Origin of the sequence: Agrobacterium sp. ST15.16.024 (assembly GCF_027956545.1) — a bacterium.
Taxonomy (GTDB): Bacteria; Pseudomonadota; Alphaproteobacteria; order Rhizobiales; family Rhizobiaceae; genus Agrobacterium; species Agrobacterium cucumeris.
Map to the genome: position 1 here is coordinate 20,287 of NZ_JAQKGO010000007.1, position 26,390 is coordinate 46,676.

Here is a 26,390-nt window from a genome sequence, read left to right on the forward strand (position 1 = left end):
TGCATGGGATTGCAGACCTATAACGCCAAGCGCAGTTTCGACAAGACGCCGGAGCCGAAGGGCACTCGGGCCGAAGCTCAGGGGTCGAGTTTCGTGATCCAGAAACACGATGCCCGCCGGCTGCATTATGATTTCCGGCTGGAAATGGACGGGGTGCTGAAAAGCTGGGCGGTGACGCGTGGCCCCAGCCTCGACCCCGAGGACAAACGCCTTGCGGTGCATGTGGAAGACCATCCGCTGAGCTATGGTGATTTCGAAGGCGTCATTCCCAAGGGCCAATACGGCGGCGGAACGGTCATCGTCTGGGATCGTGGCGTCTGGAGGCCGATTGGTGATGCGAGGAAAGGATATCGCAAGGGCCATCTCGAATTTGAACTTGATGGCGAAAAGCTGAAAGGGCGCTGGCACCTGGTGCGTATGCACGGAAAACCCGGTGAGAGCAGGGAAAACTGGCTGCTGATCAAGGGGGATGATGAAGAAGCCCGGCATCAGGGTGGTGCGGATATTCTGGAAGAGCGGCCGGAATCGGTAAAGACCGGACGCAGCGTCGAGGATGTCGCGGCCAAACCGAAAGACACGTGGAATTCCAAGCCGGTATCCAAAAAAGCTGCTGCCTCTTCTTCCGGCCAAAAGCAGGCGCACGCCTTGCCGAAGGGAGCACGCAAACAGACGCTTCCCTCTTTCGTGCCGCCGGCGCTGGCAACGCTGAAGCCGAAACCGCCGAGCGGTTCCCGCTGGCTGCATGAGATCAAATTCGATGGTTACCGTCTGCAGGTGCGGCTCGATCACGGCAAACTCCAGCTTCTGACCCGCAGCGGGCTGGACTGGACGGCGAAGTTTGGCGATGCGGTGGCACGCGCGCTAAAGGGCCTGCCGGCCGAAACACTGCTCATGGACGGGGAAATCGTCGTGGAACGTGACAGCGGCGCCTCCGATTTCTCGGCATTGCAGCAGGATCTAAGCGAGGGGCGAAGCGACCGTTTCGTTTTTTATGCCTTCGATCTGCTTTATCTCGATGGCAGCGATCTGCGCGGTGCGGCGCTTACCGACCGCAAGGCGCTGCTTGAAAAGCTGTTGCCGGCGGGTGATCCCAAGCTTCGGTACAGTGTACATTTCGAGGAGAGTGGCGAGCTTGTGCTGGACCATGCCTGCCGCCTCAGCCTTGAGGGCGTTATTTCCAAGGTCAAGAACAGCCAATATGTTTCCGGCCGCAAAGGCGAATGGGTGAAATCCAAATGCTCCATGCGGCAGGAATTCGTGATCGGCGGCTACACGGTCTCTTCGACATCGGACCACGCCATCGGCTCGCTGGCGCTTGGCGTTTATGAAAAGGGCAAGCTGCGCCATGTCGGCCGTGTCGGCACCGGCTACACGGGTGAGGTGGCCGAAATGCTGCTTGGCCGCCTGAAACCGCTGGACCGCAAGGAAAGCCCGTTCGGCGACAAACTCACCGCGCTTGCACGCCGCGACCTTCACTTCGTCACGCCGCAACTGGTGGCGGAAGTCGAGTTTCGGGCCTGGTCTGGCGATGGCAATCTGCGTCACGCTTCCTTCCGCGGCCTGCGCGAAGACAAGCCGGTGAAAGAAATCGAACGCGAGGAGAAGGCCGTGAGCGATACAGGCGCGCCGCAATCCACCATCAAATTCACCCATCCGGACCGGCTTTATTGGCCTGAGGACGGAGTGACCAAGGAGGGGCTCGCCGATTATTACGCGCAGGTGTGGCGGCACATGGCGCCCTTCGTCGTTGACCGACCGCTGGCGCTGCTGCGCTGTCCCGAGGGTATAGAGGGGCAGCGTTTTTTCCAGAAACACGCCTGGCGCGGCATCAACAAGGCCGTGGAACAGATCAAGGATCCCAAGGACAAGGGCGGCGAACCGCTGATCCGCATCACCGATTTCGACGGCCTTATGGCTCTGGTCCAGTCCGCCACGCTTGAAATTCACCCATGGGGCGCAACGACTGCCAACTGGGAGAAGCCGGACATGATCACCATGGATATCGACCCCGGGGAAGACGTGGCCTGGGAAGAGGTGATCGAGGCGGCGTTGGAACTGAAACGGCGTTTCGAAGACGCCGGGCTTGCGGCCTTCGTCAAGACGTCCGGCGGTAAGGGCTTGCATGTCGTGGCGCCGCTCAAACCGCAGGCGGGCTGGGCCGCCGTCAAGGCTTTCTCAAAAGCGATGGCCGCCGATATGTCGAAGGCTGAACCCGATAAATATCTTTCCGTGGCCACGAAAGCAAAACGCAAAGGTCGCCTTTTCATCGATTATCTGCGCAATGGCAGGGGCAATACGGCGGTTGCACCCTATTCGACCCGTGCACGACCGGGGGCGGCGATTTCCGCGCCGCTGGAATGGTCGGAACTCACGGCTGAGATCGGCCCGGCGCATTTTACCGTCAATAATATCGGCGCGCGCCTTTCAGCCCTGAAAAAAGACCCATGGGACGGTTTTTTCGCCGCAGCGGAACCGCTGCCGAAAAAAGCCCCTGACGGCAGATGATCATCAGCTTCGTTTTTCGGCGGCGAGGCTTTTCTTCAATGCGTCCATGATGTTGATGACATTGCCGCCGGTGCGGGCTTTCGTGCCGGTTTTCTTGTTGGACGACGGCGCCTCGTCGCCTTTGGTCTTCAAAAGCGCCTTGATCTTCTTCTGGATCGGGTCCTGCACCAGAGTTGGCTTCCAGCCGGTCATCTGTTTGCCGATGCGCTTTTCCATGGCCTGCAGCAGCGGTTTTTCAATTTTCATTTTCGGGTCGAGCGCGTCGATGCTCTCGCGCACCTCTTCGCCATAATGCAGCGTCCACAGGATGATGCCCTTGCCTGAAGGTTCCAGCAGAACTGCCCGTTCGCGGCGGTAAAGCACCAGCCGCGCAATGCCGAACACGCCATTGGCCGTCATGGCTTCGCGAATGACGCTGAAGGCCTCGGTGCCGATCTTGTCTTCCGGACGCAGAAAGTGCGGACGGTCATACCAGATCCAGTCGATGGACCCCTTCGGTACAAAAGTCTTGATATCGATCGTGCGGGTACTTTCCAGCGCCACGGCATCGATTTCGTCATCTTCCAGCAGCACATAATCGTCCTCGGCGCGGGGGAACCCCTTTACCTGATTTTTTGCTGCCACGGGCCGGTGAGTGATGCTGTCGACATACCGGCTTTCGACGCGATTACCGGTGTTGCGATTGAGAATGTGGAAACGGTATTTGTTGCCTTCGGTGGTGGCGGGCGTCAGCGAGACGGAGGCTGTTACCAGCGACAGCTTCAGATAACCCTTCCAGAAAACCTGCCGTGCCATTGTCCGCGGTCCGTTTCGCCGTTGATCTCCCGGATCAAACTTCCGCGGGGCGGTATTTGTTCCGGGAGAGTGGCAATCGGGCAGCGGGGCAGTCAGCCGAGCAGCGAGGTCAGCCCGTAGACGGCGGCGGAGATCAGTGCGGCGGCCGGCATGGTCACGATCCATGCGATGACGATGTTGCCGGCAAGCCCCCAGCGCACCGCGGAAACCCGGCGTGCAGCCCCCACGCCGACGATGGCGCCGGTAATCGTGTGGGTGGTGGAGACCGGAATGCCGAGCCATGTTGCGCCGAACAATGTCAGCGCGCCGCCGGTTTCGGCGCAGAAACCCTGCATCGGGTTCAGCCGGGTGATCTTCGAGCCCATGGTGTGCACGATGCGCCAGCCGCCGAACAGCGTGCCGAGCGCCATGGCCGACTGGCAGGAAATGACCACCCAGAACGGCACGTAGAAGCTTTCGCCCAGATGCCCCTGGCTGAACAGCAGCACGGCGATGATGCCCATGGTCTTCTGCGCGTCGTTGCCGCCATGGCCGAGCGAATAAAGCGAGGCGGAGATGAACTGCATGACGCGGAAGGTGCGATCCACCGCAAAAGGTGTCTGCCGAACGAACAGCCAGGAAACGGCGAGCACCAGAAGCAGCGCCAGGAAGAAGCCGATGGCCGGCGACATGAAGATCGCCCCGACGGTTTTCAAGAGGCCCGACCAGACGATCGAGTTAAAGCCGACTTTCGCAAATCCGGCGCCGACAAGGCCGCCGATCAGCGCATGTGACGAACTGGAAGGAATGCCAAAAACCCAGGTGACGATGTTCCAGACAATTGCGCCGATGAGGGCGGCAAAGATAACCTGCGGCGAAACGATGGCCGGATCGATGATGCCGGTGCCGAGCGTTTCCGCTACATGCAGGCCGAAAAACAGGAAGGCGATGAAATTGAAGAAAGCCGCCCAGGCAACCGCATATTGCGGGCGCAATACGCGGGTGGAAACGATGGTGGCGATGGAATTTGCAGCGTCATGGAGACCATTCAGGAAATCGAAGAACAGCGCGATGGCGATAAGGCTGACAAGCAGCGGCAGGGCAAGTGCGACATCCATCAGACGTTCTCGATAACGATGCCGCTGATCTCGTTGGCCACATCCTCGAAGCGGTCGACGACCTTTTCGAGTTCGCCGTAGATCTCGCTGCCGATCATATAGGCCATGGCGTTACCGGCCGCACCGTGGCGACGGAAAAGGTCTTTCAGGCCCTGATCATGAAGCTCATCGGAGCGGCCTTCGACGCGGGTGACTTCTTCGGCAATCGCCGAGAGGCGCTGTGCATTGGTGCCGACCTTTTCCAGAAGCGGAATGGCTTCGGCGATCAGGCTTGCCGCACGCACGATCTCGTGGCCCATCTCTTTCATCAGCGGGTCGAATTCGCCCTGTTCGAACAGGCGGATGGTCTTCACCGTCTTGTGCATCATGTCGATGGCGTCATCCATGGACTGGATGAGGTCCTTGATGTCGCCGCGATCAAAGGGGGTGATGAAGCTGCGCCGCACCGCAAGCAGCACATCGCGGGTAATCTCATCTGCCTGGTCTTCGAGGGCGACGATAAGGTCGCAATTCTTCTCGACATCGATGCCGCTTAACAGTTGATTGAGAGCACCAGCCGCCTTGACGACGGTTTCGGAATGTTTGCTGAACAGGTCGAAGAAACGATCCTCGCGCGGCATCAGCTTGCGGAAAATGCTCATCATGCGAATTGGCCCTCAATGGCGCTATTTATGTTGTAGGGGGTAATTGTCATAAAACTGTCATAAATGCAGGCAGGGCATTGATGCAACCCGGAAAATCGGCACTATCAACGCAAATGAAATCTTCCAAGAAAAGCCGGAAAACCCGTCCGGCGCGCCCCCTGACACTGCTTCAGCAGCTCGCTGCCGTTCCCGAAAAGCTCTTCACCGGCGCTTTCCGGCAGCAATATGCCGCCTTGTGTTTTCGCTACGGCGGCAACGGAGACGATGTTGAAATCCTCCTCGTCACGTCGCGCACCACCCAGCGCTGGATTATTCCGCGCGGCTGGCCGATGAAACGCAAGAAGCCGCATGAGGCGGCGGCGATCGAGGCGTGGGAAGAGGCGGGCGTGCGCGGCCGGGTGAGAAAGGCCGCCATTGGCCGTTACACCTATCTGAAGATGCTCGACAATGGCGACGTCGTCCCGTGCATGGTCGATGTATTCCAGATCGAGGTGACGGGTACGGAAACAAGTTTCAAGGAACGCGGCGAACGCCTGGTTGAATGGGTCCGTCCGGATGAGGCCGCGAGGCGCGTTCGGGAAATCGAACTGAAATCACTGCTGGTTGATTTCAGGCCCAAGGGCAAAAGGAAAGACAGGGCGGGTGAGAGACCCTGAGGGGCCGCCATGTTCTGTGTGCGCAGAGCCCGGATATTACGCTGTCCGGAGCTTTTGCCGTAATGCCATTGCAATATGACGCGCCCAATTTGGCCGGATGAATTTCATCAGGTGCATTATGCGTTTACGTCGTGCCGCCATGCGGCTTCCCGGCCGCTACCTCCTATACCATCATCGTTCTTTCCGTACTTCTGGCAGGGGCCGGCCACCATGCTTCTGCTCCGATAAGAACCGTTGCCCCATTCACGGAAAAAGCATTGCTGCCTCTCCCGCCAATGGGCGGTTTGCATGCAAACAAGGGGCTTTCAGCCGGGCTGCGCCTCGCGCGGCTGGACCGGGTGATCCGTCGTGTCCGCTTTCCCTGCCTCATCCGGTGCTTTCGGGAGGAGATTAGCGAAACGCCTGGTGATGCTGTCGATATAGGACAGGATGGTCGGCACGACGATTAGGGTGAGAAGGGTGGAGCTGATGAGGCCGCCGACCACCGCATGCGCCATTGGCGCGCGCTGTGCACCACCACCGCCGATGGCGAGCCCAAGCGGGATCATTCCGAAGATCATCGCAAGCGTCGTCATGATGATCGGCCGGAAGCGAATTACACCGGCATTCGCCAGCGCTTCGTTGAGCGAAAGTCCGCGTTTCCGCTCCCTGTTGGCGAAATCCACCAGCAGGATACCGTTCTTGGTGACGAGGCCCATCAGCATGATGAAGCCGATCAGCGAGAACATGTTGATCGTGCTGCCGGCCACCATCAACCCCAGAAGGACGCCGGCCAGCGAGAGCGGCAGTGAAGCCATGATAGCGAGCGGTTGCAGGAAGCTGCCGAATTGTGAGGCAAGCACGATGTAAATGAAAATAACCGCCATGGTGAGGGCCTTGACCATGTGGCCAATCGTTTCCTGCATGGTCTCGGCCTCGCCGCCGAAGCGGATGCGGTAACCATCCGGCAGATCGCGGGCGGCGGTCAGATTTTGCACGGTCTCCACCACGTCGCCAAGCGTGCGGCCGAAGATGTTGGCCGAAACCAGCACCTCGCGGCGATTGTCGATGCGACGGATTTCGGCCGGTGCCGGTGCGGCGCGGATCTCGGCGACCTGATCGAGACGCACCATCACCGGTGTGCCATTCGATGCCGTGCGACCGGTCGCGATCATCAATTCGCCGAGGGTTGCGGCATCGGAGCGCCGATCGCCGGGCAGGCGCACGACGATGTCATAACTGTTGCCACCCGTATCCGTCCATTTCGAAACGTCCTCACCACCGATGAGCGAGGAGAGGGCCGTGGCCAGATCGGAGCGGGAAATACCGAGATCGCTCGCCGCCTCGCGTTTCAGACGCACGGAAAGAACCGAGGTCACGTTGCGGGCGCTGGAATTCACATCAACGAGGCCGGGGATTTTTCTCAGGTCCTCGACCAGACCAGCGGCTATTTTCTCAAGGACGGCACGGTCGTCGCCGAGGATGCTGAGCTTTACCGGGCTTTCACCGCCGCCAAGACCGTCCTGAAGGATTGCGACCTCTATGCCGGGTATGGCTGACAGGCGCTTGCGGATCGGTTCGGCCAGTGTTGCGGGTGTTTGTGTGCGCGCTGTCAGCGGCACCAGACCCACCAGCACCATGGCGCGCTGCTTGCCCGCCGCGCCGCCCGTATTGATGGTGGAATAGAGTGTTTCAACCTCGGGAAACGCCCTCAGTGCCTTTTCGACCTGCCGCACCTTTGCCGTCGTGTAATCCAGTGACGAACCGGCCGGGGCCGTCACGCTAATCTGGAAGCGGCCCTCATCGGTAGCAGATACGAATTCCATGCCGACCAACGGCACCATGAACAGGCTGCCGATGAAGATGGCCGATGTGGTGAGCAGGGTGATGAGCCGGTGGCGCAATGTCCAGCCGATCACATGCCGATATTGTTCGGCCAGCCATTCGAAACCACGGTCGAAACGCGTAATCAGCCGGCCGATTGGCCCGCGCGTGGCATCCGGTTGCGCATCCGGGTCGTACCAGACGCTCGAAAGCATCGGATCAAGCGTGAAGGCGACGAAGAGCGAGATCAGCACGGCAGCCGACACGGTGACGCCGAATTCATAGAAGAACCGACCGATAATGCCGTCCATGAATGCGACCGGCAGGAAGACCGCCACGATGGTCGCTGTCGTCGCGATCACCGCAAGGCCGATTTCGTTGGTGCCGTCGAGCGCCGCGCGGATATGGGATTTGCCCATGTGCAGATGACGGGTGATGTTCTCGCGCACGACGATCGCGTCATCCACCAGAATGCCGATGGAGAGTGTGAGGGCCAGAAGGCTGAGTGTATTGAGGGTGAAACCAAGAAAATCGATGACGGCAAGCGTACCGATGATGGCGATTGGCAGTGTCAGGCCGGTGATGACCGTGCTTCGCCAGGAATTCAAAAACAGGAAAACGATGGCGATGGCGAGCGCTGCCCCTTCGATCAGCGTCGTCTGCACCTGATCGACGGATTCCCGGATGGGCGTGGAGGTGTCGGTGACGATGCGCAATTGCACATTCTGCGTGGCCAGCTCGGTATTGAGCTGCTGGATGCGTTTCTTCACATCCGTCACGACCTGAACCGTGTTGGCGTCCTGAACCTTGACGATATCGATCGCCAGCGCCGTCTGGCCATTATAGAGGGCGCGACTTTCGGCATCGACCGCCCCTTCGGAAACTGTGGCGACATCGCGCAGCAGGATCGCCGCGCCACCACGCCTCGCCACCACCATGTCCAGCAGCGCCTGCGGCTCTTCGACGCGACCCTGAACCTGGATCGTGCGTTCGGAGACGGGATCGACGATGCTGCCGGCCGGGCTGTTGCCGTTGCCGGTGCGCAGCGCGTTCACCACCTCGTTGACGCCGACCCCGAGCGCCCGCATGCGTGTTTCGTCCATGGCAACGTCGATCTGCCGTTTGCGGCCGCCCACCAGCGTCGCCTGTCCGACACCTTCAACGGTCGTCAGCTGGCGCACCACTTTCTGGTCGGCAAGGGTGGTGAGTGCTGGCACATCGAGCGACGTCGAACTGATTGCCAGCGAGAGGATAGGTTCGGCGGCGGGATCGAAACGCGAGACGACCGGCTTCTTGGCGTCTTCGGGCAAATTCGCTTCGATGGCGGCGACCTTGTCGCGCACATCCTGTGCCGCGGCGGCCCCCTTTACCTCGAGCTTGAATTTCACGACGACCACGGAGCGCCCCTCATATGAGGTCGAGGTGATCTCATCCAGACCGCCAATGGCGTTCAGCGCATCCTCGACCGGGCGCGTTATTTCGGTTTCCACGGTCTCCGGCGTCGCACCGGGATAGGTGGTGACCACGACGACGACGGGCACGTCGACATTGGGATATTGATCCAGCCCCAGCCGCTGCAGCGAAAAGAGGCCCATGACCAGCAATGTCACCATCATCATGGTGGCGAAGACGGGATGGGAGACTGATATACGCGTCAAGAACATTTCAGCCTGCCTTATCGATGGTCACGGCCATGTCCGGCTGCAATTCCGGAAGCGGTGCAGTCAGGATCGTTTCGCCATCCTTCAGGCCCGTGGCGATCTCGATCAGGCTGCCGCCGTTCCAGCGCGATCCGAGCGCTACCGTCTGGCGGCGCAGATGACCGTCCGTCACCTTGAGCACATGGTAGCCGGTCTCATCCTTGCGAAGCGCGATGGCGGGAACGACAAGCGCGTCGTTTTTTTCGCGGACAAGGATTGATCCGCTGGCAAACATTCCGCCCCACAACCGCCCGTCGCGATTGGCAAGCCGCAGATAGACGGCGACGAAACGTGTGCCATCATCGGCAACCGGGCTGATACGCTCGACAGTGCTCTTGACGGTCTGGCCGACGAGGCCGTCAATCTCCAGTTCCGCTGTCTGGCCAGGGGTTACACGGGGAATATCGCGGGTGGAGACCAGAACCTTCGCTTCCAGCACGCTGGTATCGACCAGTGTGAGAAGTTCGCCATCGGCGCTGACACGCGCGCCTGCCTCTGCCAGCCGGCGGGTGACTGTGCCACTGAAAGGCGCGCGGATTTCCGCATTGCTCAGTGCAAGGCGGGCAATATCCGTCTGTGCCGAAAGGCTTTGAACCCTTGCGGTTTTTACCACGACATCGCTTTTCGCCTTGTCCAGCTGTTCTGCCGATGTGATGTTTTTGGTGGCAAGCTGTTCGGTCCTCGTCAGTGCCAGAATCGCCAGCGTCAGTTCGGCCTCGGCCGCGTCCCGGTCGCTTTGCCGTTGCAGCAACGCCGCTTGCAGGTCGTCGGTTTCAAATCGCACCAGCACATCACCGGCCCGCACCGCCTGTCCGTCCCGAACGTTCATCTCCAGAATTTTCCCGGCCTCGCGGGCGCGGATCACGATACGGCTGACCGGCTGGAGTTCGCCGCTGATGCTGAGCTTTTCCACCATCTGGCGCGTGCCGATCTTCGCCGTTTCTGAAGCCGTCAATTCGAAGGGAATGCCGGCCGGGCTCAGGGAGGTGGCCTCGACAATTCCCCTGGCGCGTTCATTCGCATCGACGCTGCCGCGCGCCGGGTCGAGGGCAGTAACGACGAGAGCGCAGCCCGCAAGCGCGATCCCGGCCTTGATGCTTCTCTTCACCCACATAATACAATCCTTCCAGGCAAAGTTCCTTGGGTAGCGGCTCACCGAGCCGTCACGTCGCCGGTTATTCAGGCGGATGGTATCTGGATAAGTGACCATAATTGCAGCAGCATTACCCTGCCGCATCGTCTTCGCCGCAATACTTCCGCAACCTTTCTGGCAGACAAAGGCGGGCGAAGGGACGGTGACGCATGAGACTTCTGTTGATCGAAGACGAAAGGGAAATGGCCGATGCGCTGTCGGCAATGCTCGGCAAGCAGGGCATCGTCATCGACCATACGATGCGACTTGGTGACGCGATGGAACTGACGCGCCAGCATGTTTACGACGCCATCCTGCTCGACCGCCGGCTACCGGACGGGGAGGGGCTTGCGCTCATCCCGAAACTGCGCCGTGCCGGTGTCGATACGCCGATCATCCTGCTCACCGCGATGAATGAGCCGGAGGACCGCATTGCGGGACTGGATGGCGGTGCGGATGATTATCTGGGCAAGCCGTTTCTCGTCGGCGAGCTTCTGGCGCGGGTTCGCGCGGTTCTGAGACGACCGGTAAACCTTGCCCCGGCCCAGATCACCGTAGGCCGGATCGTGATCGACCCACTGCATCTCAGCGTCACCATCAATTCCCTTCCCTTCGATCTTCCCAGACGCGAACTTCTGGTTCTCGTCGCGCTCGCCAAGCGCAAGGGTAAATCTATGCTGCGTTCCACCCTCGAGGCGGCCGTTTATAATTACGAGGAAGAAATCCAGTCCAATGCGCTCGACGCGCATATATCGCGGCTGCGCAAACGCCTGCTCGACGCCTCGGCCGGGGTGAGCGTGCACAATATTCGTGGCATCGGTTATCTGTTGAAGGAAGAGGCATGAAAGCGCCGGGCAAATCCAACCCGTCCCTGTGGTGGCAACTGAGCTGGCAACTCAGCATCGTCGTCTCCGCCATGATCGCCGTCGTCATCGTCGGGCTTTGTGTTTACGGGGTGATGCGGGTCTCTCCCAATATCGGGCTTTGGGAGGATCTGTCTTCGACACTCGACGAGTCGCTTTCGCTCGATCCGCAGAAGGGGCTCGTCATCACCGAGGGACCGGCGCTGAAGGCCCTCAAGGCTGAGAATAAAGAGCTCTGGTTCGTTGCCTCGACGCTGGATGGGCAGTCCGTGACCTATGGCGCAGTGCCAGCGGTCTATGCCGAGCTATCACGTTACGCCCATCTGATGATGGATGCCGATATTCGCGGCGGTGCCGGCATATCCGAGGTTGCGCTGTCTGAAAGTCTCGATACGGCATCTGGGCCGCTGAGGGTCATGTTCGGTGGAACCTCCCATATCAGCGCGTCGTTTCTGACGCTTCTTCTCGGCACCTATCCAATCTATGTTCCGCTGCTGGCGGTTATCCTGCCTGCGGTGTTCTTTTCCGTGCCGCGCATCGTGCGCCAGGCGCTCGCCGGTCTCAGTTCCGTCGTCCGGAAAGCCCCGGAGATCGACCCGCGCCGGGCGGGCTCGAAGCTGCCCGTCGAGGACGTGCCGCGGGAAGTCGTGCCGCTGATCGTGTCTTTCAACAGCATCCTCGAACGGCTTGAGCAGCAGTTTCGGGCGCGGCAACGGTTTCTCATCGACGCGGCGCATGAACTCAGAACACCGATCGCCATCATGCAGACCCGGATAGAGGGTCTGCCGGAAGGGCCGGAACGGCAGCGCCTGATGGAGGATGTCGCGCGGCTTGGCGAGACCGCGGAGCAGCTTCTGGCCGTGGAGCGGAACGATCAGGTGCATGACCGATGGGAGACGGTCGATCTCGTCGAGATTGCCCGTACAGTCGTCGCCGATCTTGCGCCGCTGGCGCTGTCTGCGGGTTACGATATTTCCTTCGACACACAGATCGCGCGCTACGAGATGCAGGGCAATCCCTTCGCCCTGCCGCGCGCCGTCAATAATATCGTGCGCAACGCCATCGACCATGGCGGAAACAGAGGAATGATCCAGGTCTCGGTTCTCGCAAACGGGGAAGTTGCGATTTCCGATGAAGGGCAGGGCATAGCCGAAGACCAGCAGGAGCGGATATTCGAGCCATTTTATCGTGTGACACCGCGAAGCACGGGAGCAGGCCTGGGTCTCAGCCTCGTCAAGCAGATCGTCGCTGACCACAATGGACGTGTCCGTCTGGAGAGTTCCGCCTTCGGAAGCACATTCCGGCTCTGCTTCTGATCGCCATTTTTGCAGCGCCTGCGGACCGCGATTGTAATGCTGCCGCAATTTTAGCTGTCGTAGCGTGCGGGGCACAGGAAATCTTTCCAACCGGAGCACATCCAATGAAACACCAGCGGAATCCGTTCGTCACGGCCAGCGGCAGCAAAGTCGCGCGCAGCCGCAGCGCCACCTTCGCCACCTTGCCTTTTGCCCTCATCATGTCCGGCTGTGCCTCCGTTCCGCTGCAGGAAGGCGGCACGCTGACATCCTATGCGCAGCTCAGTCCCGCCAAGGGCAAGTTCACCAAGACCAGAACCTTCGTGGATGCCAAGGGACTGGCCGCGGTTAAAACCGTCGCCATCGTGCCCACCACCTTTTCCTTCACCGCCTCGTCGCGGGTCACCTCGGAAAAGGACCGCGCGCTTGTCTCGAACGCGCTCGATCGCGCCATCTGCGTGGCGCTCAGTGACAGATACCGGATCGCCGCTCTTGGCCAGCCGGCGGACATGACGGTGCGCACCGTCATCACCGATCTGGTGCCGACCGACAAGACCATGGCCGGTGTTTCGACGGCGGTGTCGCTCGGCAGCAACTTTGTCCTGCCGGTCGGCGTGCCGCGATTGCCGGTTGGCCTCGGCGGCCTGGCGGTCGAGTCGGAGGCGGTGGACACTACCGGCGTCCAGCGCGCAGCCGCCGTCTGGTCGAAGGGTGCCAATTCCTTCACCGACAATGCCCGTGTTTCGGAAATCGGCGATGCCTACGGGCTGGCATCGGACTTCGCCAATTATTTTGCGCGCATCCTCGTCACCGGCAAGACCTCCGAAGGTCTGGATATCTCAATCCCGTCCGGCCATCGCATGCGCTCGGCCCTCGGCGGCAAGCCTAAATATGCCGAGTGCGATGCCTATGGCCGGTCGCGTGGATTGCAGGGCATGGTGGCCGATCAATTCGGCGCACCGCCAAACTGGACGGACAAACAGGCAAAGGCCGCTTCGCGATAGGATCAACAGGTCTCATCCGCACCCGCCGTTGCCGTGTTGGCGGAACGGGCGGCCTGCGCCCATAATGACTGCGCCATCGTCTTCAGCCACAGCGATTCCGCCCATCTGTCGGTGGAATCGTTGCCGTCCCGGTCGGTAATCGCATAGGGTCGAGGGCCGAGTTCGCAGGTGAAGACCAGCTCGGCAGTATCGGGCGCACGGGATCGCCAGTGCCGGAACCCATAGTCCCACCAGTCCAGAAACAGATCGACCCATGGCCGATGATGGGCAAAGGAAATCTCGATCTGGATCTGCTCGCACGAGCCTACTCGTCCGTGAAAGGCCTGCGCATTATGGAGGATGCGGTGGATTTGCCTGTGGCTCTCGTCTTCCACCGGAAAGGCGAATTCGCGGGCAACGAGATAATGGGAGAGATCGGCGAGAAGCGGCAGATCGGGTCGCTGTTCGAGCAGGTCCAGCGTGAATAGGAGATCGCTGGTAATGCGGTTGCGGTGGGTCTCGATGTAGACGGGAACGCCAGCCTCTTCGGCAAGCCGCATCCAGCCGTCCAGCAGCGGCAGGCAGTCCTCCACCCGGCGCGGACGGATATCCGCCTGCAGATCGATATGGCTGACCGGAAACTCCTGCGCCAGTTCCAGCGTGTGGCGCAGGTCGTCGACATTGCGTGGAAAGCACACGCCTTCGATCCTGAGATCAGTGCCGCTGATCGCTTCATTGAGACGCCGCACATCCGCACGGTTGGTATAATGCGCGCTGATGCCATCGAACCCGGCTTCGGCGATCCGGGCAATGTTTTCCTCAAGGCCGGGTTCAGGGCCATTGCCGTTTAGCCGTTCCATGGCCCAGAGCGATTGAAAGACGAGCAGCTTCTGCATCAGGCCGCCCGCGCGCTTTTCAGCAATGTCTTGAGGTTGAGGCCGGGATCGGCAAGCGCCGCCGGATTGGGGCTGATGCCGGCGGCAATCAGCATCTCGGCCAGTTTTATGTCTTTGGCGACGCTGTTGCCGATACCCAGCCCGGCTGCTGCGACAAGCTGGCCGTCCTCAAGGAAGAATTCCAGCTCGCCATCGCCGAGCGGACGGATGACGCTTTGATGTCCCGGCTGCGGCAGGCCCGCGACTTGAAGGCCGAGATCATATTGATCCGACCAGAACCACGGGAGGGCGGCAAAGGCCTCGTTTGCGCCAAGACTGTTGCGCGCGGCGATTTCCGCCTGACTGCGGGCATTGCGCCAGCTTTCGAACCGGATATGCCCGCCGGCGGCTTGCGAGACGGCCGCGCAATCGCCCGCCGCGAAGATCTGGGGATCGCTGGTGCGCAGGAAGGCATCGGTCAGAATGCCGTTGCCGGTCGCAAGCCCCGCCGCTTCGGCCAGAGCGATATTGGGCACGACACCGATAGCGGAGACGACGATATCGGCGGGCACGCGCCCGCCATCGGCGAGCTGAACTGCTTCCGGCGTAATCTCCGAAACGCCCTGACCCAGATGGAAATGCACCCCTTCATCGCGATGGCGCGCATGTATCTTTTCGGCAAAACGCGGCGGAACCGCCCGGCCGAGTGGCCGCGCCGCCGCTTCGATAACGCTGACCGTAAGCCCCTTGCCGCGCAGCACCGCCGCAAGCTCCATTCCAATCAGCCCGCCACCGATGATCGCAATACGTGCGCTGCTATCGGCGCGGGAGAAAATCGCCTCCGCATCCGCATGGGTGCGGAAATTGAGCGCCTGTGCGGCACCGGGGCAGGCGAGTGTTCGCGGATGCGCGCCGGTTGCGAGGAGCAGCCTGTCATAACCGATCATACGCCCGTCATCGAGCGTCACCAGGCGGTCTTTCGCATTGATACGGGTCGCCGACACGCCTTGCAGATAAGTGATCCGGGCGGCCGCCAGCGTTCCGTCCGCGCAGATTGGTTTCATCCGCACCGCAGCTTCCAGCGGCTTGGAAAGCGGCGGCCGTTCATAGGGTGGATGCGGCTCGGCGCCGACCAGCGTGATATCGCCGTCGAAGCCGGTTTCGCGCAAAGTAAAGGCGGCACGGGTTCCCGCCTCGCCGGCGCCGATGATGACGATTGCGTCCATGATATCTCCGTGAGAAGGGGCCGGCGCGCTTTTCAGGGCGCACCGGCTGGGGGAGGGTCAGTTGCGGCTGGCGTAGTCGGTCATGTTTTTCCGCGTCACCAGTTCGAAGGGCACCATGACCTGCTTGTCGACCGGCGTGCCGCGCATCAGGGCGACGGCGGCATCGAGCGCACTTGTCGATTGCCCCCTGGCGTTCTGGAACACCGTGGCATCCAGATCGCCGGCGGCCATGGACGCAAGCCCGTCCGGGGTGGCGTCGATGCCGATGACGATGACATCATCCATCGAAACGCTCGCGGCCTTCAGGGCCTGCACCGCGCCGATGGCCATTTCGTCATTATTGGCGAAGACGACGTCGATGGGACGTCCGGCGGTGATCCAGTTCGTCGTCATGTCCATGGCGTTTGTCCGTGTCCAGGCCGCCGACTGCTCGTCGGCGATGGTGACCGCCTTGCAGTCGCCGGATGCGAGCGCCTGTTTAAAGGACGAGGTACGGTCACGCGATGCCTGATGGGCAAGGTCGCCCATCAATATGTAAGCCTGCGCATCCGCCGCCTTTCCTTTTTCCTTGAGCAACGAACAGGCCGCTTCACCGGCCAGCCGCCCGGCATCGGTTTCCCTTGAACCGACATAGGCCTGTTTTTCCGGAAGCCTGGCGACATTGTCCGGCTCGAGATTGAGATAGACAAGCGGAATGCCTGCCTTGGCGGCGGCATCGCTGATGCCGGGTGCTGCCGAGGTGTCCGCCAGCGTCACGATGATCGCATCGACGCCGGCGGCGATGAAATTATTGACCTGGTTGAGCTGCTTGGAAATATCGGCCTGCGCGTCCTCGACCTGGATCTTGACGCCGTCGACTTCCGATGCCCGGGCGCCGAGCCCTTCGCGCAGCAAGGTCTGGAAATTATTGTCGAAGCTCTGCATCGAAACGCCGATGGTCTCGGCCGACGCAGTGCTTGCGAAAAGGACCGCCAGAGCGGCCATGGTACAGATGGATTTCATGTTTGTCCTCCCTTGGGGCGCCGGGCCGCCCGGGTGCATTCCGGAGGCCCTTTCGGGCCTGCTCGAAAGCCCGGCCTAGCCGATGGTGACGCGTACTTCGCCGTCCACCACCTGCGCCGGATAGGTCTTCAGATTTTCGCAGGCGGGAAGCCGCAGGGCTTCACCGGTGCGGTAATCGAAGGCGCCGGAATGCTTGGGACATTCCACCTCGAAATCCATCACCAGCCCTTCGGCAAGATGGATCGCCTCATGGGTGCACAGGCCGGCAGTGCAATAAACGCTGTCATCCGGCCCGCGATAGATCGCGTAGGTGCGTCCGGCGTGGTCGAAGCGGATCGCGCCTTCCTGTTCAATGTCGTCCAGTTTGCAGGCTGAAACCCAGCTCATTCGGCTGCCTCCCCGATGGTATTGCGCGCCTTGCGGGCCGCGAGTTTTTCTTTGCGTTTGCGATAGCGTTCCTGCATGCGGGCCTCTCCCTCAGCCGAACCGTCGTGCCAGGTGCCGAACCACCGATCGAGCGGAATGAGGGCATCGCCGTAATTCACCTCGAAATATTTGTGGTGGAGGTAATGCGCATAGGCATGGCTATCGACCAGCTTGTCCTCGCCGACCTCGACCTTGTCGAAGCCGACATGGCCGGGGATCGCGCCGAAACCCGCATAATGCAGCTGGTAGAGCATGAGGACCGGATTGGACGGCAGGATCAGGTGATAAAAGGCTGTGCCGAAATAGAGCAGATGCTCGACCGGATGCATGGAGAGCGACGACCAGGGCGACGGGTTCACCGAATTGTGGTGGACGGAATGCACCCATTTATAAAGCAGCGGTATGTGGATGAGGCGGTGAATGCAGAAGAAGTGAAATTCGTGGATGATCGGCACCACAAGCGCCACGATGGCAAGCGTCCACGGATTTTCGGCAAAGCTGAGCCAGGGCGCATAACCATTGGCATAGGCCCACAGCATTGCCACTTCGATGGCGGTCCAGATCGTCACGCCGGAAAGGAAGGTACGCAGGATGTTGTCGAGGTTCTGGCTCTCGAACCAGAAGGCCTTGCTCTTCTGTTCGGCGGGAAACTTGCTGTTATATTTGAAGCGGTTTTCCTGCCGCTTGAGAATATAGAGATGGAGTTCGAAACCACCGTAGAAGAGGAAAACGCAGACCGCATTGACGGCATAAAGCCAGGCGACCCAGCCGATGCCGAGCGTGACCATGGTTTCGACCGGCGGAATGACAAAGGCCCAATAGGCGACAGCCGAAAGCGCGAAGATCGCATTCCACGGGAAAAAATAATGCGGCAGCCACTTCAGCACCGCCATCAGGCGCGGTGGAAAGGCGAAGAGCGGGGCCGTCTCCACCGGCTGGTTGGGCGCCCAGTCGCCGCGCTTGTTGCGCGTTCCATATTTCAGATCGTCCATGGCGCTCTCCTTCGGGCGCCCGCTTTCGACACGCCCGTGCAAGTTTTCACGATGAAGGAGGGCGTTCGCACGCCTTGGCCGCCCGTCGCTCCCTGCGATCTGCGGCTTTCCTCCCTGACGCAAAATTAGCAGGGAGGTTTGTGAATGCCGAAGCCTTCCTTGATCAAATCAGATCAAAGGCTCTCTGCGGTGATGGTAACGAAGCGGATGGGGGCGCTGTCGGGCTCGATATCGGTAAGACCGATCCGGCGAAGCACGAGGTCCAGCGCCCGACGGGCCTGCGCCTCGGGGGCCTGATCGAGCACGATATCCATGATGCCGTCATTCAGCGCCTTGCGCGTATAATCGGTCAATTCATGGCCGACGAAGAATATCTCGCCGCCGCGTGGGTGCCTGCGAAGAACGTCGATCAGTGCGGAATTGGCGCCGCCGACATTATAAAGGCCGGCCATGTCGGGATAGAGATCGAGCGCCATGCGCAGGGTTTCGGCGCTGTAATATTCGTCATCGCGGGTAAAACCCAGCCACTCGAAGCCATGTTCGCCGGGATGATCGCGGAAATAGTCGGAAAAGCCGCTGATACGGTCACGGTGAACCTGATAGATCGGATGGCAAAGCGCGATGACCGGGCCGGTCCGGCGCGCCATGCGGGTGATGAAATGCGCCGCCGTGCGTCCTGCGGCGCCATTGTCGATGCCGATGAATTCACCTTTTTCGGCCGAGGCACGTGTGACCACATGGACGACAGGCACGCCGCGCGCCACCACCGCCTCGACCGCGGCGCTGACCGCCGGACTGCTCGGGATGGCGAGGATCAGGCCGGCGCGGGCTTCGCCGGCGGCGATGATGCGGCTCGCCAGCTCCTCCGGCTTCATTTCCTCGGCAAAGCTGCGGTGAACGACGACAAGAGGATCGAGTGTCGCGGCAATTCTTTCGAAGGCCCTGGAAAGCCGCCGGTAAAAGGTGGTTTCGGGGCGTACCATCAGCACTTCTATGCGCAGCAGCCCGCGATGGGTTTCCGGCAAGGTGCGGGGATAGTCCAGTTCCCGTGCAGCGATGACGACCTTTTCCACGAGTTCGGCGCGAACACCGCCGCGCCCGTTCAGCACCCGCTCGACCGTTGCTGTCCCGACACCCGCGAGGCGGGCGATATCGCGATAATTCGGCCTGCTCAAATTCGGATTCCCTGCTGGTGGCGCGGCTGTCGGATTCTACCGCAGATGGATCAGGCGATGCCAAGTTTCTGCAGCCCGCATTCGCGGACAATCTCGGCAATATGGCTGAACTGCGCAGACAGCGGATTGCTCTTGCGCCACACCATGCCGATGGTGCGCGACGGGCGTGGTTCCGCCAGTCGGAAGACGGAGACCGTGGACTGGCGTGTTTCCATATCGACCGCCATCTGCGGAATAAGCGTGACGCCGATGCCGGCGCCGACCATCTGCACGAGGGTGGAGAGCGAGCTGCCCTCCATCAGGACGCGTGGCGGCGCATTCGTCGTGCTGCAGAAGGAAAGCGCCTGATTGCGGAAACAATGGCCTTCTTCAAGCAAGAGCAGGCGCATTTCACCCAGCTTGTCGGCGCTCGGCACCGGCATGCCCGCATCCTCCATCGGCCGCACCAGAATGAATTCCTCCGAAAACAGCGGAACTTCTTCCAGCGCCGGTTCCGAGACGGGCAGGGCGACGATCGCCATGTCCAGCTTCGCCTCCAGAAGATCCTCGATGAGTTTCTGCGTCACCGCCTCGCGTGGGCGCGCCTCCAGTTCCGGATAATGCCGCGTCAGCGTCTTGATGACCTGTGGTAAAAGATAAGGCGCGACGGTGGGGATGACGCCGATGCGCAGGCGGCCGCTGAGCGGGCCCTTCCCGGCGCGCGCCAGATCCTGCAGCTCATCCACCGACCGCAGGATCGAGCGGGTGCGCTCGGCAAACTCCTCGCCAAGCGTCGTCAGCCGGATCTGGCGGCTGCCGCGTTCGACAAGCGGCGCGCCGATCAGTTCTTCCAGCTCGCGGATCTGCAGCGAAAGCGCCGGCTGGGAAATCGCGCATGCCTCCGCCGCCCGGCCGAAATGGCCGATCTTGGCGAGCGCGTCGAAATAACGAAGATGTTTCATGGAGAGCGCAATCATAAGCTCAGCATATCGCAGCCTTTAGAATATACAATTGGAAATTATGGAACCCGGCTGTTAGTCATCTTCATGACAGAAAGAAGCTGTAGCTGTGAGAGATCACCAGCGCCACCGCACGGTTTTCCCATGACCTGCCGCGGGCTCTGGCTCGGAATGCTGCACATGTCGAATTGATTATTTCGTTTAATTGTAAAACCCATCGGAGGGCGAAATGGACGCAACTTCAAAACCGGCCGGCAAGTGTCCCGTCATGCACGGAGGCAATACGGCCTCCGGTAAATCGGTAACCGAATGGTGGCCGAATGCGCTGAACCTCGACATTCTGCACCAGCACGATACCAAGACCAACCCGCTCGGCACCTCCTTCAACTATCGTGAAGCGCTGAAGACGCTCGACGTCGAGGCCCTGAAGGCCGATCTGCGCGCCCTGATGACCGACAGCCAGGAATGGTGGCCGGCCGACTGGGGCAGCTATGTCGGCATGATGGCCCGCGTCACCTGGCATGCGGCCGGTTCCTACCGCGTGACAGACGGACGTGGCGGCGCCAACACCGGCAACCAGCGTTTTGCGCCGCTCAACTCCTGGCCGGATAACGTCAACACCGACAAGGGCCGTCGTCTGCTGTGGCCGATCAAGAAGAAATACGGCAACAAGCTTTCCTGGGCCGACCTCATCGCGCTCGCCGGCACCATCGCCTATGACGTTGCCGGTCTGAAGACCTATGGCTTTGCTTTCGGCCGTGAAGATATCTGGGCGCCGGAAAAGGACACCTATTGGGGTGACGAGAAAGAATGGCTGGCGCCGAGCGATGGCCGTTACGGCGACGTGAGCAAGCCCGAGACGCTGGAAAACCCGCTTGCCGCCGTGCAGATGGGCCTCATCTACGTCAATCCGGAGGGTGTGAACGGCAAGTCCGATCCGCTGGCGACGGCGGCGCAGATGCGCGAAACCTTTGCCCGCATGGGCATGGACGACGAGGAAACCGTGGCTCTGACGGCGGGTGGCCACACCATCGGCAAGTCGCACGGCAATGGCAGTGCTGCCAACCTCAGCCCCGATCCGGAGGCCGCAGGCCCGGAATATCAGGGTCTTGGCTGGATCAACACCAAGGGCCGCGGCATTGGCCGTGACACCGTGGTATCGGGCATCGAAGGCGCATGGACGAGCGAGCCGACCAAGTGGGACAACGGCTTCTTCGACATGCTGTTCAAGCATGAATGGACTTTGACGCACAGCCCCGCCGGTGCATCGCAATGGGCGCCGATCACCATCGCCGAGGAAGACAAGCCTGTCGACGTCGAGGATGCTTCGATCCGCACCATCCCGATGATGACCGATGCCGATATGGCCCTCAAGGTCGATCCGATCTACCGCGAGATTTCGCTGCGGTTCAAGGACGATCAGGACCATTTCTCTGACGTCTTCGCCCGTGCCTGGTTCAAGCTGACGCATCGCGACATGGGGCCGAAGTCCCGTTACATCGGCCCGGATGTTCCGGCGGAAGACCTGATCTGGCAAGACCCGATCCCTGCCGGTTCCACGAGCTACGATGTCGCTGCCGTCAAGGCGAAGATCGCCGCTTCCGGCCTGCCGGTCGCCGATCTGGTTGCGACCGCATGGGACAGCGCCCGCACCTTCCGTGGTTCGGACAAGCGCGGCGGCGCCAATGGCGCCCGCATCCGCCTCGCACCGCAGAAGGACTGGGAAGGCAACGAGCCCGCCCGTCTTTCCCGTGTGCTTTCGGTTCTCGAGACGATTGCCCGTGAAACCGGCGCGAGCATCGCCGATGTGATCGTTCTGGCCGGCAATTACGGTGTGGAACAGGCGGCGAAAGCGGCCGGCTTCGACATCGCCGTGCCTTTCGCGGCCGGCCGTGGTGATGCTTCCGCCGAGCAGACGGATGCCGACAGCTTTGCACCGCTTGAGCCGCTGGCGGATGGTTTCCGCAACTGGATCAAGAAGGACTATGTCGTCAGCCCCGAAGAACTGCTGCTCGACCGGGCGCAGCTTCTTGGTCTCACGGCGCCGGAACTGACCGTCCTCATCGGTGGCCTGCGCGTCATCGGCACCAATTATGGCGGCGCGGCACATGGCGTTTTCACGGACAAGCCCGGCGCGCTGACGACGGACTTCTTTGCGACGCTGACGGATATGGCCTATTCTTGGGTTCCGACCGGCAACAATCTCTACGAGATTCGTGACCGCAGGACCGGTGCGGCCAGATATACGGCGACCCGTGTCGACCTCGTAATCGGCTCAAACTCCATCCTGCGCGCCTACGCGGAAGTTTATGCGCAGGACGATAACAGGGAAAAATTCGTCCGCGACTTCATTGCCGCCTGGACGAAGGTGATGAACGCCGACCGTTTCGACCTCGTCTGAACGGAAAAGCGACCACCCGATAAAGCAACACCTCCCCGAGCGATCGGGGAGGTTTTTTTGACCTTGTCAAAGCATCCAAAAATCACATCAGCGGCGGTCGGAAGATGGAACCTGCCGCTCAGGGGAGGATTTTTCGGTTCTTCCCGCAGGCGTCTTGCCACTCTTTTCATTTTCATGCGCATCGGGCCCGGCGACAATGACGCCACGGCCCTGTTCCTCGCGCTTCTTGTCTGCGAAGTCGCCCGGTTCCTTCTTGCTATCCATGACAGTCTCCCGTGTTAAATTCATCTCATGGACTTAACGGGTCCCCCGGGTGGAAGGTTCCGCGCAAGCGAATGTTTCATTTTATAACGATCTTTGCTATTAACATGAATTGATAAGTCATGTTATTGGCGTAGGGGCGCGATGTCTGTTGCGGCGTTTGCCGCTTCCCGCGTCCCCAACCTCGGCTCGACAACCGGACGGTAACCGCATTGAGTTTCTGGCATTCCATGACCTGGCACACGGAAGGGATCAGCGTCACTGCGCCGGTCAAATGGCGCCAGTTTGACGGGCTGGTCAGCGCCTTCTGGGAGGCCGAAAGCCAGATGGGGGCGAAGGGTTATTATCTGGCCGCCGATCCCCGCATCATGATTTTCTTCAATGATGTCTCGTCACGGATCAGGATTTCCAACCGCGATGGCGAGCTTTCGCAGCATTCGCGGCCGATGACCCGGGCGGTCTATGTGCCGGCCGGCGTGCCGATGTGGACAAGCAGCAATGCCACACACCGTTTTTCCCATCTCAACCTGCATATCCACAAAGACCGGCTTTTGCGCTTCCTGTCGCCGGCGGTCGGTGGTTCTGCGGCCATGACGGCGTTGCGCCGTCCCGTCGAGATACAGGATATCGGTGCGGTGGAAACGCTGGCAGGCCTGCTTGTCGATGAACTGGCCGAGCCTGCCAAACATCCGCTTTATGCCGAAAGCCTGGTCGGCGGGATCGTTGCGGGGCTGCTGGATATTCCCGGCCCGACACCCGAGCAGGCCAATGGCCGGCTGACGCAGGCACAGATGAACAGGCTGCTCGCCCGCGTCGAAAAGCGGGGTGACGACCGTATGACGGTTGCCGAAATGGCCGATATTGTCGGGCTTTCCGAAAGCTGGTTCTCCACCGTGTTTCGCCAGACCACGGGCAAGACACCGCTGCAATGGCAGCTGGAGCGGCGCATCAATACCGCCCAGAAACTTCTGCTGGAAGGTGATCTGACCGTCGCCGATATCGCCGCGCAGCTCGGTTTTTCCGATCAGGCCCATCTGACCAAGGCCTTCCGCCACTCGGTGGGTGATACGCCGGCCGCCTGGCGGCGCATGCACAGGCTGCTTTGAACGGGTGGGTCGGCTCTCTGCCGCTCATGTTCAGCGGTTTGGCGCATTCCTCGAGCGTCTTCTCTACGTCATCCTCGGGCTTGTCCCGAGGATCTGCCAACTTCAGACTAGATGAGGCGTGGTTAGATCCTCGGGACAAGCCCGAGGATGACGTGGTGTGGTAGGAAAACCATACAATATATTGAAAAATATTGCTAATATATCCACTCACCACGTCTTGCGCAGGGTGACGGAAAACGCCCGGCCGGGATTGTAGAAGTCAGCGCCGAAACCACCATAAGCAACGTGTTTTTCGTTGAAGAGGTTGGAAACGTTGACATCCAGTGAGGCGGTCTCCTGGATCTTGTAGCTGAATGCCGCATCCACGGTGACACTGCTGCCGGTCGAGACCTTGTTGGCATTGTCGAAATAATAAGCGCCTGTGTAGCGGCCGCCGAGACCAAAGGTCATGTCGCCGAAGTGGTCGTTGCCGGCGAGCGTGTAGTTGACCCACAGCGAGGCCTGATGTTCCGGCACGAATTGCGGCCGGTTGCCGACATTGCCAGCCGTACCGTTTTCGGTGATTTCCGCATTGAGATAGGAATAGGCCGCCGTGAGGCTGAGATTGTCGGTGACTTCCGCCTTGGCTTCCAGATCGAGACCGCGCACGCGCACTTCGCCGATCGTGGTCGGCAGGCTGGTGATCGGGCTGGTGACGGTGATGTTGTTTTTCTTCAGGTCGTAAATCGAGGCTGTGAACAGGGCGGGGAAAGCCTCCGGCCGGTATTTGATGCCAAGCTCAATCTGTTCGCCGCGCTCCGGTTCAACGGTAAGGCCCGATGCTGGCACCACCGATTCGGCATAGCTGATATAGGGCGCGATCTCATTGGTGATCTTGTAGGACACGCCGATGCGCTTGGTCAGCTCGCTGATGTCGCCGCTCGCCGTCGTGCCGTTCAGCCGATTGGTCTGGTCAGTGTCGATCCAGTCGTTGCGCAGGCCGGCGCTGACGATCAGCCTGTCGAAGAAGGTCAAGTCCTGCTGCAGGTAGATCGCCTTGGTTTTCTGGTCCGTCAGCGAGCTGGCATAGAGCGGCACCGAGGCGGGTGCGCCGGTATAGACCGGGTTCATCCAGTTGATGCTTGGGGCCGATCCGAAGTAGTTTTTGCTGCCGGATGTATAGTCATTATAGAAGACGCCAACGAGGCTGCGGCTTTCGACATTTTCGAAGGTCGTGTCATATTGCAGCCGGGTGTCGATCAGGAAGTTTTCGGTTTCGGTGTCGTTGCCGAAAAAGGCGCGGTTGGCGATGGTCGAACCGTTGGTGGGCGTGGATGCGATATAGGCGTAACCGAAATCGGTATTGGTCTTGCTGTAGCGCGCATTGGAACTCAGCGTCAGGCCCGAGCCGAAATCGTGGTCGAACATCACGCTGACCGAATTGCGGTTGGTGCCGCGGTAGTTGTAATCCGGTTCGCCGAAGAAACGGCTGCGGTCGAAATGCGAACCGACCGGATGGCCGCCGCCGCCGGGAACGCCGTCCTTGTTGAGGTGGTCGTAAACCACGGTCAGGCTGGTGACATCGGTCGGACGCCAGGTCAGGCCGCCCATGAAGAATTTCTCGTCATCGCGGGAATAGTCATATTCCGCATCGGCATTTCTGAGCTTACCGGTCAGGCGATAGGACAGCGTATCGTCGCTGGTAATGTTGTCGCCGAAGTCGAAGCCGGTCTCGGCGCGGCTGTAGGAGCCGCCGGTGACATAGGCTTCGCCGAAACGGGCGCGTTTCGGCACCTTGGTGGAATAGTTCACCGAGCCGCCGGGATCCGAGACGCCAAAGGTGGTGGAGTTGCCGCCCTTCAGCACTTCCACGCGCTCATAGGCATAGGTTTCTTCGCGCAGCGCGCCGAAAGGGCGGCCGAGCGTCAGGCCGTCGCGATAGGTATAGGCGTCGAAGCCGCGTATCTTGAAATAGTCGAAACGATCATCCGAGCCGTAGAAATCCGTGGTCACGCCGGCGGTATATTGCAGCGCTTCTTCCACGGTCTGCACGCCGCGCTGCTGCATTTCCTTGGCGGTGATGACGGAAACCGAGGCGGGCGTATCGAGAATATCGGTCGCCATCTTGCTACCGCTCGTGGTGCGGGTGGCGACGATGGACTTCTGGTCATTGTCGCCGCTGTCGATGGTGATCCGTTCCAGAACCGTGCTGCCGCTTGTATTGGCAGCCTCCTGCGCCAGCAAGGGGCCGGGCAGGGTGGCGACAAGCGCCGTGCAGGCAAGCAGGGTGGCTTGCCCATACAAATGTGGCGCGGTTTTACGGTTTTTGCCGTCGATTTCGATTTTCATTGCCAGATTCCAGAAGTTGATGCCCCGATCGCCGCTTGCACGGCCCACTCTCGAAGCGCCCAATAACTTGAGAAAGTTAGTCCGGTATTGTAACTTTTTGCGGTTTTGTACAAAACCCCGGAAATTTCACCGCTCTACGGGCGGCATCTCTTCCTTAGGCTTGACGGGGGCATGTGAAGCTGAGAGT

At 60.6% G+C, this 26,390-nt stretch carries 21 protein-coding genes; 7 read left to right on the plus strand and 14 right to left on the minus strand.

Annotated elements, in window-relative coordinates:
- Window positions 1-3 precede the first annotated feature (3 nt).
- On the plus strand, window positions 4-2,505 hold the full coding sequence (ligD, locus tag PL640_RS19025) for a DNA ligase D (protein WP_271363064.1): 2,502 nt from the start codon (window positions 4-6) through the stop codon (window positions 2,503-2,505).
- A 3-nt stretch (window positions 2,506-2,508) separates the two neighbouring features.
- Here the strand turns inward: ligD and ku are convergent, their stop codons facing one another.
- The 3 genes from ku to PL640_RS19040 all read right to left on the minus strand — a co-directional run bounded on the left by ku (window position 2,509) and on the right by PL640_RS19040 (window position 5,041).
- Complete coding sequence (gene ku / locus PL640_RS19030; protein ID WP_271363065.1) at window positions 2,509-3,300, minus strand: non-homologous end joining protein Ku; 792 nt, start codon at window positions 3,298-3,300, stop codon at window positions 2,509-2,511.
- Window positions 3,301-3,392: 92 nt separating this feature from the next.
- Window positions 3,393-4,397 carry an inorganic phosphate transporter gene (locus PL640_RS19035; RefSeq protein ID WP_271363067.1) on the minus strand — a complete coding sequence of 335 codons (1,005 nt, stop codon included), beginning with the start codon at window positions 4,395-4,397 and terminating at the stop codon, window positions 3,393-3,395.
- A complete protein-coding gene (locus PL640_RS19040) occupies window positions 4,397-5,041 on the minus strand; it encodes a DUF47 domain-containing protein (RefSeq protein WP_271363068.1) in 645 nt (214 codons plus the stop codon). The genes PL640_RS19035 and PL640_RS19040 overlap by 1 nt, the downstream gene beginning before the upstream one ends.
- Window positions 5,042-5,154: 113 nt before the next feature.
- Here PL640_RS19040 and PL640_RS19045 point away from each other — a divergent pair, with 113 nt between their 5' ends.
- Entirely contained in the window at window positions 5,155-5,697 is a 543-nt protein-coding gene (locus PL640_RS19045) for an NUDIX hydrolase (RefSeq protein ID WP_271363069.1), read from the plus strand.
- Window positions 5,698-6,002: 305 nt separating this feature from the next.
- On the opposite strand, the gene PL640_RS19050 is transcribed toward PL640_RS19045, so the two are convergent.
- On the minus strand, window positions 6,003-9,164 hold the full coding sequence (locus tag PL640_RS19050; protein ID WP_271363070.1) for an efflux RND transporter permease subunit: 3,162 nt from the start codon (window positions 9,162-9,164) through the stop codon (window positions 6,003-6,005).
- A gap of 1 nt (window position 9,165) precedes the next feature.
- Window positions 9,166-10,314: an efflux RND transporter periplasmic adaptor subunit gene (locus PL640_RS19055; RefSeq protein WP_271363071.1), complete on the minus strand. Its 1,149-nt coding sequence runs from the start codon at window positions 10,312-10,314 to the stop codon at window positions 9,166-9,168.
- Between the two features lie 188 nt (window positions 10,315-10,502).
- Between PL640_RS19055 and PL640_RS19060 the strand changes: the two genes are divergently transcribed.
- From PL640_RS19060 to PL640_RS19070, 3 genes are all read left to right on the plus strand, one after another.
- Window positions 10,503-11,177, plus strand: coding sequence for a response regulator transcription factor (locus PL640_RS19060; RefSeq protein ID WP_271363072.1), 675 nt, complete (start codon window positions 10,503-10,505; stop codon window positions 11,175-11,177).
- Entirely contained in the window at window positions 11,174-12,511 is a 1,338-nt protein-coding gene (locus PL640_RS19065) for a sensor histidine kinase (protein ID WP_271363073.1), read from the plus strand. The genes PL640_RS19060 and PL640_RS19065 overlap by 4 nt, the downstream gene beginning before the upstream one ends.
- A gap of 104 nt (window positions 12,512-12,615) precedes the next feature.
- Complete coding sequence (locus PL640_RS19070; RefSeq protein ID WP_271363074.1) at window positions 12,616-13,494, plus strand: DUF3313 domain-containing protein; 879 nt, start codon at window positions 12,616-12,618, stop codon at window positions 13,492-13,494.
- A gap of 2 nt (window positions 13,495-13,496) precedes the next feature.
- On the opposite strand, the gene PL640_RS19075 is transcribed toward PL640_RS19070, so the two are convergent.
- The 7 genes from PL640_RS19075 to PL640_RS19105 all read right to left on the minus strand — a co-directional run bounded on the left by PL640_RS19075 (window position 13,497) and on the right by PL640_RS19105 (window position 20,125).
- On the minus strand, window positions 13,497-14,369 hold the full coding sequence (locus tag PL640_RS19075; RefSeq protein ID WP_271363075.1) for a sugar phosphate isomerase/epimerase family protein: 873 nt from the start codon (window positions 14,367-14,369) through the stop codon (window positions 13,497-13,499).
- Window positions 14,369-15,574: an NAD(P)/FAD-dependent oxidoreductase gene (locus tag PL640_RS19080; RefSeq protein WP_271363077.1), complete on the minus strand. Its 1,206-nt coding sequence runs from the start codon at window positions 15,572-15,574 to the stop codon at window positions 14,369-14,371. The genes PL640_RS19075 and PL640_RS19080 overlap by 1 nt, the downstream gene beginning before the upstream one ends.
- Before the next feature lie 57 nt (window positions 15,575-15,631).
- Window positions 15,632-16,576 (minus strand): substrate-binding domain-containing protein, encoded by a 945-nt coding sequence (locus PL640_RS19085; protein WP_269699921.1) that lies wholly within the window; start codon window positions 16,574-16,576, stop codon window positions 15,632-15,634.
- 75 nt (window positions 16,577-16,651) lie between these two features.
- Window positions 16,652-16,963 carry a MocE family 2Fe-2S type ferredoxin gene (locus PL640_RS19090; protein WP_065116896.1) on the minus strand — a complete coding sequence of 104 codons (312 nt, stop codon included), beginning with the start codon at window positions 16,961-16,963 and terminating at the stop codon, window positions 16,652-16,654.
- The gene (locus tag PL640_RS19095) at window positions 16,960-17,994 is read right to left on the minus strand and encodes a sterol desaturase family protein (protein WP_271363079.1); all 1,035 of its coding nucleotides are present in this window, start codon (window positions 17,992-17,994) and stop codon (window positions 16,960-16,962) included. The genes PL640_RS19090 and PL640_RS19095 overlap by 4 nt, the downstream gene beginning before the upstream one ends.
- Window positions 17,995-18,167: 173 nt before the next feature.
- Window positions 18,168-19,169, minus strand: a complete 1,002-nt coding sequence (locus PL640_RS19100) for a LacI family DNA-binding transcriptional regulator (RefSeq protein WP_271363080.1) — start codon at window positions 19,167-19,169, stop codon at window positions 18,168-18,170.
- Window positions 19,170-19,219: 50 nt separating this feature from the next.
- Window positions 19,220-20,125: a hydrogen peroxide-inducible genes activator gene (locus PL640_RS19105; RefSeq protein WP_142857849.1), complete on the minus strand. Its 906-nt coding sequence runs from the start codon at window positions 20,123-20,125 to the stop codon at window positions 19,220-19,222.
- A gap of 211 nt (window positions 20,126-20,336) precedes the next feature.
- On the opposite strand from PL640_RS19105, the gene katG reads away from it, so the two are divergent.
- Window positions 20,337-22,508, plus strand: coding sequence for a catalase/peroxidase HPI (gene katG, locus PL640_RS19110; protein WP_271363081.1), 2,172 nt, complete (start codon window positions 20,337-20,339; stop codon window positions 22,506-22,508).
- An 87-nt stretch (window positions 22,509-22,595) separates the two neighbouring features.
- Here katG and PL640_RS19115 read toward each other — a convergent pair whose 3' ends face one another.
- Window positions 22,596-22,772 carry a hypothetical protein gene (locus tag PL640_RS19115; RefSeq protein WP_110759478.1) on the minus strand — a complete coding sequence of 59 codons (177 nt, stop codon included), beginning with the start codon at window positions 22,770-22,772 and terminating at the stop codon, window positions 22,596-22,598.
- 209 nt (window positions 22,773-22,981) lie between these two features.
- Between PL640_RS19115 and PL640_RS19120 the strand changes: the two genes are divergently transcribed.
- Entirely contained in the window at window positions 22,982-23,875 is an 894-nt protein-coding gene (locus PL640_RS19120; RefSeq protein WP_271363083.1) for a helix-turn-helix domain-containing protein, read from the plus strand.
- A gap of 207 nt (window positions 23,876-24,082) precedes the next feature.
- On the opposite strand, the gene PL640_RS19125 is transcribed toward PL640_RS19120, so the two are convergent.
- Window positions 24,083-26,203 carry a TonB-dependent siderophore receptor gene (locus tag PL640_RS19125; RefSeq protein ID WP_271363084.1) on the minus strand — a complete coding sequence of 707 codons (2,121 nt, stop codon included), beginning with the start codon at window positions 26,201-26,203 and terminating at the stop codon, window positions 24,083-24,085.
- Window positions 26,204-26,390: the final 187 nt, after the last annotated feature.